Here is an 18,892-nt window from a genome sequence, read left to right as displayed (position 1 = left end):
CGTAATAAACCACCTACTTCATCATCTCTTTCAAAAACTGTTACTATATGACCAGCTCTATTTAATTGTTGTGCAGCAGCTAAACCAGCAGGACCAGAACCCACAACAGCAATAGTTTTACCGGTTCTTGTTTTTGGAGGTTGTGGTTTTATCCACCCCTCTTTAAAAGCACGTTCTACAATATTTTTTTCTATATTTTCTATTGAAATAGGATCTTCTATAATACCTAATACACATGCTTTTTCGCATGGAGCAGGGCATAAGCGACCTGTAAATTCTGGAAAGTTATTTGTAGAATGCAATAACCATGAAGCTTTTTGCCATTCGCCTTGGTGTACCATATGATTGAAATCTGGAATTAGATTTCCTAACGGGCAACCACTATGACAAAAAGGAATACCACAATCCATACAACGAGAACCTTGTTCTGTTATTTCTTTATCAGATAAAGGAACTGTAAATTCTTTATAATCTTTTACACGATCTTTTACAGAAATGTAGGTTTCATCTTGTCTTTCAAATTCTTTAAATCCTGTTACTTTTCCCATGACATTATGCTATTGTTAATTCTTCAAACATTGGTTCTTCTGTTTCTAAACGCTCTAAAGCGCGTTTGTATTCGGTTGGCATTACTTTTACAAAGTTTTTTAAACTTGTGTCCCAATCGGCTAATAACTCAGTTCCTTTTTTACTATCAGTATATAAAACGTGTTTTTCTATAGTCGCTTTTAAGTCTGCACTATCTTCATCAGAAGGTATTTCAAATTCTATTGTTTCTGTATTACATAACCCGTTTACAAACATGTTTTCAGGATCATAAACATAAGCGATTCCTCCACTCATACCTGCAGCGAAGTTTCTACCTGTTTTACCTAAAACAACTACTTTACCACCTGTCATATATTCACAACAATGATCTCCAACACCTTCTACAACTGTTGTTGCACCAGAGTTACGAACTGCAAAACGTTCACCTGCAATTCCGTTAATATATGCTTGTCCATTTACGGCACCAAATAAACATACATTACCCACAATAATATTGTTTTCTGCTAAGAAATCTGCTTTAGCAGGTTTTTTGATGATTAATTTAGCTCCGGATAAACCTTTTCCTAAATAATCGTTAGAATTACCTTCTAAAGTAAACGTTAATCCAAAAGCACCAAAGGCTCCAAAACTTTGCCCTGCAGAACCGGTAAAATTAATGTTTAATGTATCTTCAGGTAAGCCTAAATGACCATATATTTTAGAAATCTCGTTACTAACAATTGCACCAACTGTACGATTTGTATTGTTAATAGGGTAGGCTAAGTTCATTTTTTCTTTTCTATATAAAGCTCTGTGAGAATCTTTCAATATAGTAAAGTCTAAAACTTCGTCTAAATTATGATCTTGACTTTCTGTATTTTTAACAATCATACTTCTATAAGCTGTAGGTCTGTGTAAAATACTAGATAAATCTAAACCTTTAGCTTTATAATGTTTGATTGCTTTATTTGCATTTATTTTGTGAGTTTGCCCTACCATTTCAGCTAAGGTTCTAAAACCAAGTTGTGCCATAATTTGTCTCAACTCTTCTGCAATATAGAAGAAGAAGTTAATTACATGTTCTGGTGTACCTTTAAAGTTTTTACGTAATTCTTTATCTTGTGTTGCAATACCTACTGGACATGTATTTAAATGACATTTACGCATCATAATACAACCAGAAGCAACAAGAGGAGCCGTTGCAAAACCAAACTCTTCTGCACCTAATAAAGCTGCAATAGCAACATCTCTACCAGTTTTTAATTGACCATCACATTCTACAACAATTCTACTTCTTAAATCATTTAAAACTAAAGTTTGTTGCGCTTCTGCTAAACCAAGTTCCCATGGTAAACCAGCATGTTTTAAGGAGGTTAGAGGAGAAGCCCCTGTACCACCATCATAACCAGATATTAATACTACATCTGCTTTTGCTTTTGCAACACCAGCAGCAATGGTACCTACACCAACTTCTGAAACTAATTTTACATTAATTCTAGCTTCACGATTGGCGTTTTTTAAATCGAAAATTAATTGAGCTAAATCTTCAATAGAATAAATATCGTGATGTGGAGGCGGAGAAATCAATCCAACAAAAGGAGTTGAGTTTCTTGCCGAAGCAATCCAAGGTAATACTTTATACCCAGGTAATTGACCACCTTCACCAGGTTTGGCTCCTTGAGCCATTTTTATTTGAATTTCTCTTGCATTTGATAAATAATGAGAAGTTACCCCAAATCTACCAGATGCTACTTGTTTAATAGCAGAATTTCTACTATCACCATTTATATCTTTTTGAAAACGTTTTCTATCTTCACCACCTTCACCAGAATTAGATTTACCTCCAATTCTATTCATCGCAATAGCTAAGTTTTCATGAGCTTCTCTAGAAATAGATCCGTAAGACATAGCACCTGTTTTAAATCGCTTAACGATATCTGTCCAAGGTTCTACTTCTTCTAAAGGAATAGGGTCTAAATTGTCAAACTCGAACAAACCACGAATTGTCATTAAACTTTCTGACTGTTCGTTGATGGTTTTCGCATATACATCATAACTAGCTTGATCACTTAATCTTACAGCTTGTTGTAATTTTGCTACAGTTGTTGGGTTAAATAAATGACGTTCACCATTTCTTCTCCATCTATAATCTCCACCAATATTTAAACTTAAATTTTTATCGATATTTTTATCTGGATACGCTTGTTTGTAACGTTGATCAATTTCTTTTTCAATTTCATACAATCCAATACCTTCTATTCTAGAAGCAGTATATGGGAAATATTTTTGTACAAATTGAGAATTAAATCCTACTATTTCAAAAATTTGAGAACCTCTATAAGAGTGTAATGTTGAGATTCCTATTTTGTTCATTACTTTTAAAATCCCTTTTCCAATTGCTTTGTTAAAATTATCTACCGCTTTTTGTTCATCCATACCAGTAATGAAGCCTTCTTTAACTTGCATTCTAATAATTTCATTTACCATATAAGGGTTTATGGCACTTGCTCCATATCCAAATAAAGTGGCAAAATGATGTGGTTCACGAGGCTCTGCAGATTCAATAATAATATCGAAATGAGAACGCTTGCGTAAACGATTTAATTGATGATTTACAAAAGAACAAGCTAATAATGCTGGTATTGGCGCAAACTCTTCATTAGCACCTCTATCAGAAAGAATAATGATGTTATTTTTCTTTTCTAATGCTTTTTCTACTTCTATAATTATATTGTCTAAAGCGTCTTCTAAACCATTTAAACCTTGTGCTTTTGGATATAAAATGGCAATAGTTTCTGCTTTAAAACTTTCTATACCAATAGATCTAATTTTTTCTAAATCGGCATTAGAAATTACTGGATTTTGAATTTTTAACTTTCTACATTGTCTATGTGTTATGCTAAAAATATTTCTGTCTTTTCCTAAATTTAAACTGATATCAGTTACAATATTTTCACGAATTCCATCCAAAGGAGGATTTGTAACTTGTGCAAATAATTGTTTAAAGTAGTTTGATATTAATTGAGGTCTGTCTGATAAAACAGCCAAAGGAGTATCTATTCCCATAGAACCTAAAGCTTCTTTACCAACTTGTGCCATTGGTGTAATTACTTCTTGAATGTCTTCAAAAGTATAATTAAATAAACGTTGACGCGTTTTTATATCTATAGTTTCTATTGGGCACGTTTCTTCTGTATAAGGAACATCCTTTAAGTGTAAACGAGTCTTGTCTAACCATTCTTGGTAAGGTCTTTCTGAAACAATTTTACTTTTTATTTCTTGATCCTGAATGATTCTTCCTTCATTCATATCTACCAAGAACATTTTTCCTGGTTCTAACCTTCCGTGTTCTTTTACATCTTCTGGTTCCACATCAACTACGCCAATTTCTGAAGACATAATTAATTTACCACTTTTTGTAACTGTATATCTAGATGGTCTTAAACCATTTCTATCTAATAGTGCTCCAATATAATCTCCGTCTGTAAATGGTACAGATGCAGGTCCATCCCAAGGCTCCATAATACATGCATTATATTCATAAAAAGCTTTACGCTCTTTAGACATTGTTGCATGTTTTTCCCAAGCTTCTGGTATCATCATCATCATAATTTCTGGTAATGATCTACCTGTATGGGTTAATAATTCTACCACCATATCCATAGAAGCAGAATCTGATTTTCCCGGTAAAATTATTGGAAATAATTTATCTATTTGTGGACCAAAAACATCACTTTTCATGATTTCTTCTCGAACCCTCATTCTACTTACGTTACCTCTTAAAGTATTGATTTCACCATTTTGACACATATGTCTAAAAGGTTGCGCTAACTCCCAAGTTGGCATTGTATTGGTAGAAAAACGTTGGTGTACTAATGCCAAACGTGTTACTAAATCTATTTCTTGTAAGTCTTTATAGTAAGGCCCAATATCTTCGGGCATAATTATACCTTTATATATAATGGTAGTTATAGATAAACTAGGAATATAAAAGTAATTGCTTTCAGAAATTTTAGATTTTCTAATAGTATGTTCTGCTATTTTTCTTGCAGCATATAATTTAGCTTTAAAAGTAGCTTCGTCTATTTCGTCTGTTTTACCAACAAAAAGTTGCTCTATATTTGGTTCTGAGGCTAAGGCTATTTCTCCTAACTGAGAAGAGTCAACAGGAACAACTCTCCATCCTAAAATAGTAAGTCCTTGATTTTCTACTTCTTTTTCGAAGGTAGTTTTACAAAAGTTATATTGATTAGATACTTTTGGAAGAAAAACCATCCCGACCGCATATTCTCTTTGACCTGGCAAAGGAAAACTACATACTCGGGTAAAATAATCATGAGGTATATCTATTAATAAACCTGCACCATCACCTGTTTTTCCATCTGCACTAACACCACCTCTATGTTCTAGTTTTACTAGAATTTCTAATGCATCATGTATAATTTGATTTGTCTTATCACCATTCAAATTACAGATAAAACCAGCACCGCAATTTTCGTGTTCAAACTCTGGTAAATATAATCCTTGTTTCTCCATATTATGTTCAATTATATTGGCTAATTTATATTTTTTATTGAGAAAAAAATGGTGTTTGTAAGAATTTAATATAATTTTTATGATGAATGTAAAAAAACCTTAAAAATAATTAACTTATTTTAATGAATTCTTTTTTTATTAAGAAAATGTTAAAAAATAAAAAATACCTGTAAATATTTAAATTTACAGGTATTTATAGGTGTTATTTAGTAATTAAAAATAGAATTACTAAACTAATTTTTTAAATTTATTTGTCATCGAATTCTCTTACTCTTACACCAGGGTAAGCAATAGAACCATGTTCGTGAACATCTAATCCTTCGATTTCTACTTCTTTAGTTACACGTAATCCCATCGTTGCTTTTAAGATAGCTAATACGATAAAAGATAAACCTGCAGCCCAAACAGCATAAGCAAGAACTCCAATTGCTTGAGCTCCTAATTGAGCAGCTCCACCACCATTAAATAAACCAATAGCAGTATCACCATCTACACCCCAAAGACCAATAACTAAAGTACCCCATGCACCAGCAACACCGTGTACAGAAGCAGCACCAATTGCATCATCAATTTTTAATTTCTTTTCGATAAATTCAATTGCAAATACTACAAGAATACCACCTACTAAACCAGCAAGTACAGCTCCACCTGCTGTCATGTTACCACAACCAGCAGTAATACTTACTAAACCAGCTAATGTTCCGTTTAAAGTTTGTCCTAAATTAGGTTTACCGTACCAGATCCAAGTTGTAATTAATGCACCTAATCCACCTGCAGCTGCAGCTAAATTTGTAATTAATACTACGTTAGAAGCAGCAGTAGCGTCATCTCCACCCCAAGCTAATTGAGATCCACCGTTAAAACCAAACCATCCAAACCAAAGGATAAATACACCTAAAGTAGCTAATATTTGGTTGTGACCAGGAATAGGTAAAACTTTTCCGTCTACAAATTTTCCAATTCTAGGACCTACCATATAAGCAGCAACTAAAGCAGCCCATCCACCTACAGAGTGTACAATTGATGAACCAGCAAAGTCGATAAACTCAGCAGGCATAATACCTTCTGTGTCGTTTAACCAACCACCGTTCCATTCCCATCCACCAGAGATTGGGTAAATAATTGCAGTCATTATTAAAGAAAAGATAATGTAAGTTGTATATTTTGTTCTACCTGCTATTGCACCAGAAACAATTGTTGCAGTTGTTGCAGCAAACATTGTTTGGAAGAATAAATCTGCTCCTTCTCCTTGGAATAATCCACTCCAAAAGAACCATCCGTTAGAAGTGTCTCCGTACATTAAAGAGTAACCCACTAGCCAGAAAGTAAGAGAACCTACACAAATGTCTAGTAAATTTTTCATTGCAATGTTAACTGCATTTTTAGACCTTGTCATACCAGATTCTACCAATGTAAAACCTGCTTGCATTAAGAATACTAAGATACCTGCAATAAGCATCCACAGCATACCCATGTCTCCATTAATTTGTTCAACAGCTTTTGAAACTTCTGTTGCGTCTTGAAATAATGTTAAAAATAAACTCATTTTTATTATATAATTTTAGTTAGTATTCTTGTTAGAAAGAGTAGATAGCAGCTATTGCAAAAGATGATAATTTATCAGTAGCAGCTCCGTCACTATCAATAAAATTACCAAAAGAACCATCATAGTTAGACCAAGAGTCTAATCTGATTTCAGGTTTAATGATTAAGTTATCAATAGTATAACTACCAGTTAAAGTTGTAGCAAATACACTTGCTAAATCATCTCCATCTCCATGGAAACCATAAGCCTCAGCTCTTAAACCTAGTGAAAAGCTATCTGAAGTTGCTAATTGAGGATATAAAGCAGCTCCGTAAAAACCAGAACCATCATTATCGTTATATGCAGCATTTATTCCTAAAAAGAAAGTGTCAGTTACATCAAAACCTCCTGTATAATCGAATTCAAAACCTAAACCACCGTTAGATCCATTATCATAATATAAGTTAAAGTATTGTCCGTATAAACCTAATTGAGCTCCAAAAGCATATTCTCCTGTCATAGAAGTGTCATTTGTATCCCAAGGGTTGGTTACTGCTAACATTAAGCTAACATCATCAGATAAAGTAAAATCTGCTTTTAAACCCATGTGAGAAAAAGGTCCACTAGAAAATAAATAAGAAGTACTGTAGTTAAAGTTTGCTGCAGGAGAGATAACTTCATAACCTAAAAACGTATTCCATCTACCAAAAGTTAAAGTAGTTTTATCAGATACATTCCAATAAATATAAGCTTGGTTAACAATTCCATCAACTATATCAGAATTAAAAGTTGCTCCAGCACCTTTAGGTCCTACAACTAAGTCTAAAACTGCCCCAGCATTTTCTCCTTCGTAACTAGCAATAATATTCCCCATACCTAATGCAAATCCTGATTTACTTGCAAATGCAGTTCCGTAAGAAGGAGCAGCATTATCTGGTGCACTTAAATAAGTTTGAAAATAAGTGTCTACGCTACCGCTAATAGTTAATTTTTTCTCTTCTTCTTGTGCAGTTGCTATAAAGCTACTTGCAAATAATAAAGCAAAAATGATTTTTTTCATAATGATTGTTCTTTTAATGTTAAGTGTTTTTTATTAATTGAATTGAGTCAAAAGTATATATTTATTTTATATTATCAATATCTCTTTTTTAAAAAATTAACATTTTTATAACATATCCCCTCAAAAAAACAGGGGTTTCGTTGAGATAACTATATTTTTTTATTCATGTGGGGTAATAAATGTTAGGTTCGTAAAAAAGAAGTATAAAATATTGAGATATCCATAAAAATGAGGCATTTGTAAAAAAAAATGTAATTATCGTACATTTGTCCTCATGAAATATTCAATTTCTTATGTAGTTTGCATACAGTTTTTAGGTTTTAGGTTTTCTGGTTGGCAAAAACAGAAAAATGCTAAAACTCTGCATGATATGGTTGATAAAACCTTGTCTTTTGTTTTTAAAGAGGATAATTATAAGACTATTGGTGTTGGTAGAACAGATGCTAAAGTTTCTGCAAATACTTATTATATACAGCTGTTTACCGAGAAATTGGTAGATGAAGAAGCTTTTATTAAATCTTTAAACTCTAATTTTTCTCCAGATTTTAGAGCTTTATCTATAAGGAAAGTAGATAGAGGGTTTAATGTTATAAATGCTCCAAAAATTAAAGAATATCATTATTACTTTTCTTTTGGAGAAAAAAATCACCCTTTTGCAGCTCCGTTTTTAGTTAATGTAGCTGAAAATCTTGATATTGAATTGATGATGAAAGCCGCAAATTTGTTTGAGGGTGAACATTATTTTCATAAATATTGTACAAAACCTTCTGAGAATACCATTTTTAAAAGGATAATTAATTCTTGTGAGATTGTAGAGAATGATATTTTAACAGCAAGTTTTTTTCCTGAAAAATCTTATATATTTAAAGTGAAGGGTAAAGGTTTTTTACGTTATCAAATTAGACTGATGATGGCAACATTGTTTGAAGTAGGAAAAGGGAATTTAGATTTAGATTTTATAAAAGCATCTTTAAAAGAAGACAATGATAGGCAGTTTATGAGAAACAATGCGCCTTCTTCTGGTTTACAATTATTTGATATTGAGTTAGAACTATAATTGGTAGGCTTTCATAAAGGATTATAGCAATTGTTTGAAATCTTTTTGTTTTGACAAAAAGCGAGTGACTTTTGACTACTCTCAAAATAAACTCCAAGCCCAAACCAGAAGACTACTCTAAAGTTATAAAACTACCTTGAATATAAATGTAGATTTATAACTTTTTATATATGAGGGGTTTTAATCTTTTATAAGTGCCCGAGAGATTACTATTTTTTGAATTTCTGATGTTCCTTCGTAAATTTGTGTAATTTTAGCATCTCGCATTAAGCGCTCTACATGGTATTCTTTTACAAAACCATTTCCACCATGGATTTGAACAGCTTCTACTGTTTGTTCCATTGCTATTTTAGATGCGTATAATTTAGCCATAGCACTAGAAGTATCGTAGTTTTTGTCTTGATCTTTGTCCCAAGCAGCTTTTGTAACTAACATTCTTGCAGCTTCTATTTCTGTATACATGTCCGCTAGTTTAAACGCAATAGCTTGATGGTTGCATATTTCTGTTCCAAAAGATTTACGCTCTTTAGAATATTTTAAAGCTAGCTCATATGCGCCAGAAGCAATACCTAATGCTTGTGCTGCAATACCAATTCTACCACCAGAAAGTGTTTTCATAGCAAATTTAAAACCAAAACCATTTTCTCCAATTCTATTTTCTTTAGGGACTTTTACATCATTAAATTGTAATGTATGTGTATCGCTACCTCTAATACCTAATTTATCTTCCTTTGGTCCGATATGAAAACCTTCTGTGCCTTTTTCTACAATAAAAACATTAATCCCTTTATGTCCTTTGTTTTTGTCTGTTTGTGCAATTACTAAATATACATCTGCACGTCCGCCATTTGTTATCCAGTTTTTGGTACCATTAATCAAGTAATAATCTCCTTTGTCTTCTGCAGTTGTAGCTTGTGATGTAGCGTCTGAACCAGCTTCTGGTTCGCTTAAACAAAATGCACCAAGATATTCGCCAGTAGTTAATTTTGTTAAATATTTTTCTTTTTGTTCTTTAGAGCCAAAAGCTTCTAAGCCATAACATACTAGTGAATTGTTAACAGAAACAATAACTGAAGCAGAAGCATCAATTTTAGAGAGTTCTTCCATTATTAATATGTAAGAAATTGTATCCATGCCACTTCCTCCATATTTTGGGTCTACCATGATTCCTAAAAAACCTAAATCACCCATTTTTTTTACCAATTCATTAGGGAATTCTTGTTTGTTGTCTCTTTCTATTACACCTGGCAGTAATTCTGTTTGTGCAAAATCTCTTGCAGCATCACGTATCATGATGTGTTCTTCTGTTAAACTAAAATCCATAATCATGTTTTTTATTATATTCATAAAATAACCTTTTCAAATATATCGATTTCGTAATAGAATTTCACTATTGTTTTAGTTATTTTTACACGCATGAATAAAAATGAAGTTTTTGTTATAGGTTTAATGTCTGGTACTTCTTTAGATGGCATTGATTTAGTTTACGTTAAGTTTTTACAAAATGATTATAAAAAGTTTGAAATTTTAAAATCAGAAACTATTGGGTATTCCAATGAATGGAAAGTTATTTTGCAAAATGCGATTCATTTTTCTACTAAAGAATTAGAATCATTAGATATTTCTTACGGTAGGTTTTTGGGTGAAGTGTTAAATCATTTTATAGATAAAAATCAAATTAAAAATATTGATTTTATTGCTTCTCATGGACATACTATTTTGCATCAACCAGAAAAAGGAATTACACTTCAAATAGGTTCTGGTAAAGAAATTACTGCTATTACAAATAAAAAAGTTGTTTGTGATTTTAGAACACAAGACGTTAAATTAGGAGGGCAAGGAGCACCTTTGGTTCCAATTGGAGATCAATTACTTTTTTCAGATTACGATTATTGCTTAAATCTTGGTGGTTTCTCTAATATATCTTATGAGAAAGATGGAGTAAGAATTGCGTATGATATTTGTCCTGTAAATATTGTATTAAATCATTATGTAAATAAATTAGGTTTTGATTATGACGATGGTGGAAAAATAGCTTCAAAAGGAAAAATAAATCAAGAACTATTAATTAAGTTAAATGCTTTAGAATATTATCAATTAACACCTCCAAAATCTCTAGGTTTAGAATGGGTACAGCAAAATATATTTCCATTAATAGAAAGTTTAGAAACCGATGTGTCATCAATATTAAGAACTTTTGTAGAGCATATTGCTCTGCAATTAAGTTCTGTAATTAAATCTGATTCTATATTAATAACAGGAGGAGGAGCATTCAATGTTTTTTTAATTAATAGATTAGAAGAAGTAGTAGGTGTTAAATTTTTATTAATTAATAAGGAATTAATAGATTTTAAGGAAGCTTTAATATTTGCTTTTTTAGGGTTGCTAAAGGTTGATAATCAGGTTAATTGTTTAAGGTCGGTTACAGGGGCAATAAAAGATCATTCTTCTGGTGAAATTTTTATGCCAAAGTGACGAATAAAAAAAATTTGAGCAGTCATTTTTTTACATTAGATTTGTGTGGTACACAAAATAAATAATAATTCAATTTTTTTAAAATGAATCAGCTTTAACTTTTCCCCTGAAGGGGATTTTATTACAAGATTAAAATTGTTTAAAAGAAATAAAAGTAAAAGTTAATTAGTTTAAAATATTAAAATGAAAGAATTATTAAAAATATACGAGAATAAACAACCCGAAATAGTCTTTAATTGGAAAGATTCTGAAACAGAAGCTGAAGGTTGGACGGTGATAAACTCCTTAAGAGGTGGTGCAGCAGGTGGAGGAACAAGAATGAGAGAAGGCTTAGATTTAAACGAAGTTTTATCTTTAGCGAAAACGATGGAGGTAAAGTTTACAGTTTCTGGTCCTGCAATTGGTGGCGCAAAATCAGGTATAAACTTTAATCCACAAGATCCTCGTAAAAAAGGGGTTTTAGAGCGTTGGTATAAAGCTGTTTCTCCGTTATTGAAAAATTATTACGGAACAGGAGGAGATTTAAATGTAGATGAAATACATGAAGTAATTCCGATGACAGAAGATGTTGGAGTTTGGCATCCGCAAGAAGGAGTTTTTAACGGGCACTTTAAACCATCTGAAGCAGATAAGATTAATAGAATTGGTCAATTAAGACATGGGGTGATAAAAGTCATAGAAAGCAGTGTTTATTCTCCTGATATTGCATCGAAATTTACAATTGCAGATATGATTACTGGTTTTGGGGTTGCAGAAGCTGTTCGTCATTATTATGATATATATGGTGGTTCTGTAATTGGCAAGCGAACAATTGTACAAGGTTTTGGAAATGTAGGTTCTGCAGCAGCGTATTATTTAGCTCAAATGGGAGCTAAAGTTGTAGGTATTATTGATATTGTTGGTGGAGTTATTAATGAGGATGGTTTTACTTTAGAAGAAATAAAGGAACTATTTTTAACTAAAAAAGGAAATACATTAATTTCAGAAAAAATGATTTCTTTTGAAGAGGTTAATAATAAAATTTGGAGTTTGCCTTGTGAAGTTTTTGCTCCTTGTGCAGCATCTAGGTTAGTAAAACAAGAGCAAATTAATAAAATGATTAATAAGGGATTAGAAGTGGTTTCTTGTGGAGCAAATGTACCTTTTGCTGATAAAGAAATTTTCTTTGGATCTATAATGGAAGATACGGATAAAAAAGTAAGCTTAATTCCTGATTTTATTTCTAATTGTGGTATGGCAAGAGTGTTTGCGTATTTTATGGAAAGAAGAGTAGAAATGAGTGATGAAGCTATTTTTAAAGATACTTCTAATACAATAAAAAAAGCACTGCAAAGAACTTTTGCAAGAAGTGCGTCTAAAACAAGAATAAGTGAAACTGCGTTTGAAATAGCGCTAAAAGAATTAATATAATAATTAACTATTAAATAACAATAACATGTTTAAGTACTTTTTAGGGAATTCACCAAAATGGTTTAAAATGACTATGATTGGTTTTCTGATTTTTAACATTTTTTCAATTTTTGTTTTAGGGAATACAGTAACTGCCTGGATTTTTATTGCAGAGTTTATTTTTACGCTAGCAATGGCATTAAAATGTTATCCACTACAATCTGGTGGTTTATTGGCGATTGAGGCAATCGCATTAGGTTTAACTACGCCTAAAAACGCTTATCATGAAGTAGATCAAAATTTAGAAGTAGTTTTACTTTTAGTATTTATGGTTGCTGGTATCTATTTTATGAAACCTTTATTAATGTTTATTTTTAGTAAAGTGTTTACTAAAATAAGGTCTAAGGTAATGTTGTCTTTACTGTTTGTATTCTTGTCAGCTGTATTATCAGCATTTTTAGATGCATTAACTGTAACTGCTGTTTTAATTAGTGTTGCAGTTGGTTTTTACGGTGTGTATCATAAAATACACTCTAGTTCAGCAGATTATAATGATGATGGAAAACTAGATCGTAAAGAATTAAGTGGAGAAACTTTAGAGCAATTTCGTAGCTTTTTAAGAAGTTTAATAATGCATGGAGTTGTAGGTACAGCTTTAGGTGGAGTATGTACATTGGTTGGTGAGCCTCAAAATTTATTAATTGGAGAACGTTTAGGTTGGGATTTTGTTGAATTCTTTTTACATATGGCGCCAATTACTATTCCAGTATTAACAGCTGGTTTAGCAACTACAGTAGTTTTAGAGTTAACTGGTTGGTTTGGTTTTGGAGCAAAGTTGCCTAAAGTTGCAGCAGATATTATAGAAGGTTACACAGAGGAACAAGATAAAAATCGTACAGATAAAGAAAAGTATGGTTTAATGATTCAGGGAATTTCTGCAATATTATTAATAGCTGGTTTAGCTTTACATATTGCACCAGTTGGTTTAATTGGTTTAGCATTAATAATTGTACAAACTGCTTTTATGGGTATCATAGAAGAGCATAGTTTAGGTCATGCTTTTGAGGAGGCTTTACCGTTTACAGGTTTATTAGTGGTTTTCTTTGTAATTGTAGCAATGATACATGATCAACATTTATTTAGTCCAATAATTGATTGGGCATTAAATCAAGATCCAACTTCTCAACCAGGTCTGTTTTATATAGCAAATGGAGCTTTATCTGCAATTAGTGATAATGTATTTGTAGCAACGGTTTATATTGGAGAGGTACAAAGTGCATTTATAAATGGTACTATTGATAGAGAACATTTTGAAAACTTAGCAATAGCAATTAATACTGGTACAAACTTACCAAGTGTGGCAACACCAAATGGGCAAGCAGCTTTCTTATTTTTATTAACATCTGCTTTAGCTCCTTTAATTAATCTTTCTTACGGTAAAATGGTTAAAATGGCATTGCCTTATACTGTTGTTTTAGGAGGCTTAGGGTATATAATGGTAAAAATTGTACTATCTTAGTTTTTTCTAATTCTAGAATAAAAAATCCTGAATTAACGTTCAGGATTTTTTTTGATGCAATTTTAAGTAGTAATAGTCGTTATAAAATAAAATTTAAAAAAGTAATTTAAATGTTATCATTTTTTCAAGAGAATACAGAGTTGTTAGAAGAAGTTGTTTCTGAAGAGAAAACATTATCAATCTATAATTTAATTATGGATGGTGGTATAGGAGGACAAATAATAATTGCCATTCTTTTTGTCTTGTTGGCAGTTACTTTCTATATTTATTTTGAACGTTTTTTTGCTATAAAAGCAGCATCTAAAGTAGATAAAAACTTTATGAATCAGATTAAAGAACTCATTTCTGAAGGTAAGTTAGAGTCTGCGGATACTTTATGTAAAAGTAAAAACACGCCAACAGCTAGATTAATTGGTAAAGGTATTTCTAGAATAGGAAAGCCACTAGAAGATATTAATACAGCGATAGAAACAGCTGGTAAACTAGAAATTTATCAACTAGAAAAAAATGTGAGTGTTTTGGCTACAATTGCAGGAGCTGCACCAATGATAGGTTTTTTAGGTACAGTTATTGGAATGATTGTTGCAATACACGAGATAGCAAATGCTGGTGGGCAAATAGATATAAAAATGTTGTCTGATGGTTTATATACAGCAATGACAACTACAGTTGCTGGTTTAATTGTAGGTATTATTTCTTATATAACTTACAATCATTTGGTGGTAAGAACAGATAAAGTTGTATATCAAATGGAAGCTAAATCTGTTGAGTTTTTAGATTTATTAAATGAACCAGTTTAAAATAGTTGTTTTTAATTCTTAAAAACTGTAATTTATATTTTTTAATTTTGAATAATTATTATGAATTTACGAGGAAGAAATAAGGTGGATCCATCATTTAATATGTCATCAATGACAGATATTGTTTTTTTATTGTTGATATTTTTTATGCTTACATCTACATTAGTAACAGTAAGTGCAATTGATGTTATTCTGCCAAAAGCAGGAGGAAAGACAGAAAATAGTAAGTCTGTTGCTGTAACTATTACGAATGAATCGTCATTTTATATAGATAAGACTAAAGTAAGTTCATCGAATTTAGAGAGCGAAATTTTAAGAAGTATTGGTACAGATAAAAAGAAAACTATTGTTATAAGAGGAGATCAAGATGTGCCTTATAAAAATGTAATGATGGTAATTGATATTGCTAATAAGAATAAGTTAAAAATGATTTTAGCGGTAAAAGGTAAATAAATATTGTCTGTTTAAAATAGATAGTAATCAAAAGAAGGTTAGAGAAATAAATGTCGGTTTTAGATACTAAACATAAACGTAAATCTGCTGTAATAACTGCGGTAATTCTAATAATTTTAATTTTTGGAATTTTCAATTATGGAATGCAATATTTAGATCCACCAGAAGAATATGGTTTAGCTATAAATTTTGGAGACTCTAATGTAGGTAGTGGAGAGCCTGTAGTTAAAACAAAGCAAGAACCTATTACTAAAGTAGTAGAAGAAGAGGTTATAGAGGAAATTGTAGAGGAGGTACAAGAAACTCCTAAAGAAGTAATTAAAGAAGAAATTATTACAGAAGATACTCCTGAAGATGTTCCTGTTATAGAGAAAGTAGAGGAGGTTAAAACAGAACCCGTAAAAGAAGTAATAAAAAAAGAGGTTGCAAAACCTAAGCCGAAACCAAAACCATCTAAAGAAACTACAGATGCTTTAAATAGTTTGTTAAAAGGAAATACATCCGACGGAGAACCTAAAGGAGAGGGTGATGATAAAAAAGAAGGAGTAAAAGGTAATGTTAATGGAGACCCTACTTCTTCTAAATATTACGGTAATACAGGTAGTGGTTCTGATGGGAATTATAATTTAGAAGGAAGAAAAGTGTTAGAAATACCTACGCAACAACCAGATTGCCAAGAAGAAGGGACTGTAGTTGTTAAGATTGTCGTAGATAAAAATGGTAAGGTAATATCTGCAGAACCAGGTGCTAAAGGAACAACTAATTCTGCTGTCTGTTTATTTAAACCAGCAAAACAAGCAGCTTTACAAACAAAATGGAATGCTGATGATAATGCACCACCAAATCAAGTAGGAACTATAATTTATAAATTTTCTCTTAAAAAAAACTAAATAATCCTTTATTTTAAAGTATGAACTATCAACAAACATTAGATTGGATGTTTGAGCAGTTACCTATGTATCAAAGAGAAGGTAAAACAGCATTCAAAAAAGATTTAACCAATATTATAGCGTTATCTAAAGAATTAAATTTTCCTGAAAAAAAGTTTAAATCAATTCATGTTGGAGGAACAAACGGAAAAGGATCTACAAGTCATATGTTAGCTTCTATATTACAAGAAGCAGGTTATAAAGTTGGTTTATATACATCTCCTCATTTAAAAAACTTTACAGAAAGAATTAGAATAAACGGAAAAGAAATTCCAGAAGAAAAAGTTACATTATTTATTGATGAAAATAAAACTTTTTTAGAAAAACAGAAATTGTCTTTTTTTGAAATGACAGTAGGTATGGCTTTTGATTATTTTTCTAAAGAGAAAGTAGATGTCGCTGTAATAGAAGTAGGTTTAGGGGGAAGGTTAGATTCTACAAATATTATTACCCCAGAAATTTCTGTTATTACTAATATAGGTTTAGATCATACTCAAATTTTAGGAGAAACTTTACAAGAAATCGCTTTTGAAAAAGCAGGAATTATTAAAAAGAATGTTCCTGTAATTATTGGAGAAAAGCAGGAGGAAGTAGTTAAGGTTTTTAAAGAGAAAATTGAAGAAACAAGTTCTAATATGTTTGTTGCTTCTGATGATGAAAAAATATATCAAACAGATTTGTTAGGAGATTATCAGAAATCAAATAGTAAAACAGCTGTAAGAACAATACGTGAGTTAATGGGGTTTAACGTTTCAGATAAAAATATTTCTGATGGCTTATTAAATGTTGTAAACAATACCAATTTAAAAGGAAGATGGCAAGTTTTGCAAGATAAACCAAAAGTTATTTGTGATACAGCTCATAATAAAGAAGGCTTAGAGATTGTTTTAAATCAGCTTAAAAAAGAAAATTATAAAAAATTACATATTGTATTAGGTGTTGTTTCTGATAAGAAGTTAGAAGATGTTTTATGTTTATTTCCTAAAGAAGCTACTTATTATTTTTCTAAACCGAATATACCAAGAGGTTTGTCTGAAAGTGTTTTAAAAGAAAGTGCTTTTGAATTTGATTTAATTGGTAAAAAATTCTCATCAGTCAAAGAAGCGTATCAATCTGCTTTGGTTGTTGCTAATCAAGGAGATATAATTTATGTAGGTGGAAGTACGTTTGTTGTTGCAGAAATAATTTAAAATAATTCATTTTTATTTTTGGTAAAGTAAAAAACAATGTTATATTTGCACCCGCTTAGGGCAATTAGCTCAGTTGGTTCAGAGCACCTCGTTTACACCGAGGGGGTCGGGGGTTCGAATCCCTCATTGCCCACCACAAAAAATCCTTTACAATTACGTAAAGGATTTTTTCTTTTAAGATAGAATTTTAATAAAATCACTTTTATTTTTGGTGAAGTAAAAAATAGTGTTATATTTGCACCCGCTTAGGGCAATTAGCTCAGTTGGTTCAGAGCACCTCGTTTACACCGAGGGGGTCGGGGGTTCGAATCCCTCATTGCCCACCATAAAAAAATCCTTTACAATTACGTAAAGGATTTTTTCTTTTTAGAAGAGTTTTAAGAATAATAGACTGAAACATTTTTTGTACATTCGTCATCAAGAAAAAGGAAAATAATTTTTTGTTGATGTTAGAAGATTTATCTCAAAAGAAAATAGTTGTTACAGGTGGTGCTGGTTTTATAGGTTCTAATTTATGTGAAGCTTTACTTAATAGAAATAATAAGGTTATTTGTTTAGATAATTTTTCAACAGGTAAAAGAGAAAATATTTCTGATTTATTAGATAATTCTAATTTTACTTTAATAGAAGGAGATATTAGAAATATAGAAGATTGTTTAAAAGCAACAAGAGATTGTGATTTTGTTTTGCATCAAGCAGCATTAGGTTCTGTGCCTAGGTCTATTAAAGATCCTATTACTTCAAATGCAGTAAATGTTTCTGGTTTTTTAAATATGTTGGTTGCATCTAAAGAAAATGGAATTAAACGTTTCGTTTATGCCGCGAGTTCATCAACTTATGGAGATTCTGAGTCAATGCCAAAAGTAGAAGATGTTATTGGTAAACCGTTATCTCCTTATGCAGTTACTAAATATGTTAACGAATTATATGCAGATGTTTTTTCTAAAACATATGGAATAGAAACAATTGGACTTCGTTATTTTAATGTTTTTGGAAGAAAACAAGATCCAAATGGTGCTTATGCGGCTGTGATTCCAAAATTTGTTAGTCAGTTGATGAGAGGAGAATCTCCTATCATAAATGGAGATGGTTCTTTTTCTAGAGATTTCACTTATATTGATAACGTTATACAAGCTAATTTATTAAGTTTGGCTGTAGATAATAAAAATGCTGTAAATACAGTTTATAATGTTGCATACGGAGATAGAAATACACTAAATGATTTAGTTAGATTTCTAAAAGAATATCTTTCTGAATATGATGACTCAATTGCTAATATAGAAGTTAAATATGGAGAGAGTAGAATAGGAGATATTCCACATTCTCATGCGAGTATTGTTAAAGCAAGAAAATTAATAAAATACAACCCTCAGTTTTCTTTAGAAAAAGGATTAAAAGAAGCTGTAAAATGGTATTGGGAGAATTTGTAAA

14 protein-coding genes and 2 tRNA genes (1 of these 16 running past the window's edge) are annotated in these 18,892 nt (G+C 31.3%); 11 read left to right on the top strand and 5 right to left on the bottom strand.

Annotated elements, in window-relative coordinates:
* From ACJJVY_RS07235 to ACJJVY_RS07220, 4 genes are all read right to left on the bottom strand, one after another.
* Window positions 1–548 carry the beginning of a glutamate synthase subunit beta gene (locus ACJJVY_RS07235; RefSeq protein WP_405606388.1) on the bottom strand. The gene continues 916 nt to the left of window position 1, outside the view, so only the first 548 of its 1,464 coding nucleotides appear in the window; its start codon is at window positions 546–548; the stop codon falls past the left edge of the window.
* Between the two features lie 4 nt (window positions 549–552).
* Entirely contained in the window at window positions 553–5,064 is a 4,512-nt protein-coding gene (gene gltB, locus ACJJVY_RS07230; RefSeq protein WP_405606386.1) for a glutamate synthase large subunit, read from the bottom strand.
* A 247-nt stretch (window positions 5,065–5,311) separates the two neighbouring features.
* Window positions 5,312–6,610, bottom strand: coding sequence for an ammonium transporter (locus tag ACJJVY_RS07225; RefSeq protein ID WP_405606384.1), 1,299 nt, complete (start codon window positions 6,608–6,610; stop codon window positions 5,312–5,314).
* A gap of 31 nt (window positions 6,611–6,641) precedes the next feature.
* Complete coding sequence (locus ACJJVY_RS07220) at window positions 6,642–7,649, bottom strand: outer membrane beta-barrel protein (protein ID WP_405606382.1); 1,008 nt, start codon at window positions 7,647–7,649, stop codon at window positions 6,642–6,644.
* Between the two features lie 274 nt (window positions 7,650–7,923).
* On the opposite strand from ACJJVY_RS07220, the gene ACJJVY_RS07215 reads away from it, so the two are divergent.
* The gene (locus ACJJVY_RS07215) at window positions 7,924–8,706 is read left to right on the top strand and encodes a tRNA pseudouridine(38-40) synthase TruA (RefSeq protein ID WP_405606380.1); all 783 of its coding nucleotides are present in this window, start codon (window positions 7,924–7,926) and stop codon (window positions 8,704–8,706) included.
* 180 nt (window positions 8,707–8,886) lie between these two features.
* On the opposite strand, the gene ACJJVY_RS07210 is transcribed toward ACJJVY_RS07215, so the two are convergent.
* Complete coding sequence (locus ACJJVY_RS07210) at window positions 8,887–10,029, bottom strand: acyl-CoA dehydrogenase (RefSeq protein ID WP_405611611.1); 1,143 nt, start codon at window positions 10,027–10,029, stop codon at window positions 8,887–8,889.
* Window positions 10,030–10,122: 93 nt separating this feature from the next.
* On the opposite strand from ACJJVY_RS07210, the gene ACJJVY_RS07205 reads away from it, so the two are divergent.
* From ACJJVY_RS07205 to ACJJVY_RS07160, 10 genes are all read left to right on the top strand, one after another.
* Window positions 10,123–11,181: an anhydro-N-acetylmuramic acid kinase gene (locus tag ACJJVY_RS07205; protein ID WP_405606378.1), complete on the top strand. Its 1,059-nt coding sequence runs from the start codon at window positions 10,123–10,125 to the stop codon at window positions 11,179–11,181.
* A gap of 183 nt (window positions 11,182–11,364) precedes the next feature.
* Window positions 11,365–12,591, top strand: coding sequence for a Glu/Leu/Phe/Val dehydrogenase dimerization domain-containing protein (locus ACJJVY_RS07200; RefSeq protein ID WP_405606376.1), 1,227 nt, complete (start codon window positions 11,365–11,367; stop codon window positions 12,589–12,591).
* Window positions 12,592–12,616: 25 nt separating this feature from the next.
* Complete coding sequence (gene nhaB, locus ACJJVY_RS07195; protein ID WP_405606374.1) at window positions 12,617–14,089, top strand: sodium/proton antiporter NhaB; 1,473 nt, start codon at window positions 12,617–12,619, stop codon at window positions 14,087–14,089.
* Between the two features lie 110 nt (window positions 14,090–14,199).
* On the top strand, window positions 14,200–14,889 hold the full coding sequence (locus tag ACJJVY_RS07190; RefSeq protein ID WP_405606372.1) for a MotA/TolQ/ExbB proton channel family protein: 690 nt from the start codon (window positions 14,200–14,202) through the stop codon (window positions 14,887–14,889).
* Window positions 14,890–14,949: 60 nt separating this feature from the next.
* Window positions 14,950–15,342 carry an ExbD/TolR family protein gene (locus ACJJVY_RS07185; protein WP_405606370.1) on the top strand — a complete coding sequence of 131 codons (393 nt, stop codon included), beginning with the start codon at window positions 14,950–14,952 and terminating at the stop codon, window positions 15,340–15,342.
* 50 nt (window positions 15,343–15,392) lie between these two features.
* Complete coding sequence (locus ACJJVY_RS07180; RefSeq protein WP_405606369.1) at window positions 15,393–16,232, top strand: energy transducer TonB; 840 nt, start codon at window positions 15,393–15,395, stop codon at window positions 16,230–16,232.
* Between the two features lie 20 nt (window positions 16,233–16,252).
* Window positions 16,253–17,461 (top strand): bifunctional folylpolyglutamate synthase/dihydrofolate synthase, encoded by a 1,209-nt coding sequence (locus tag ACJJVY_RS07175; protein ID WP_405606367.1) that lies wholly within the window; start codon window positions 16,253–16,255, stop codon window positions 17,459–17,461.
* A gap of 58 nt (window positions 17,462–17,519) precedes the next feature.
* Window positions 17,520–17,597 (top strand) — tRNA-Val (locus ACJJVY_RS07170).
* A 112-nt stretch (window positions 17,598–17,709) separates the two neighbouring features.
* Window positions 17,710–17,787, top strand: a tRNA-Val gene (locus ACJJVY_RS07165).
* Between the two features lie 120 nt (window positions 17,788–17,907).
* Complete coding sequence (locus tag ACJJVY_RS07160; protein ID WP_405606365.1) at window positions 17,908–18,891, top strand: SDR family oxidoreductase; 984 nt, start codon at window positions 17,908–17,910, stop codon at window positions 18,889–18,891.
* The last annotated feature ends 1 nt before the right edge of the window (window position 18,892 follow it).

Source organism: Polaribacter sp. Asnod1-A03 (genome assembly GCF_045063585.1).
GTDB lineage: Bacteria > Bacteroidota > Bacteroidia > Flavobacteriales > Flavobacteriaceae > Polaribacter.
The sequence above is the reverse complement of the archived record's forward strand: the minus strand, read 5'-3'. Positions and strand labels throughout refer to the sequence as shown.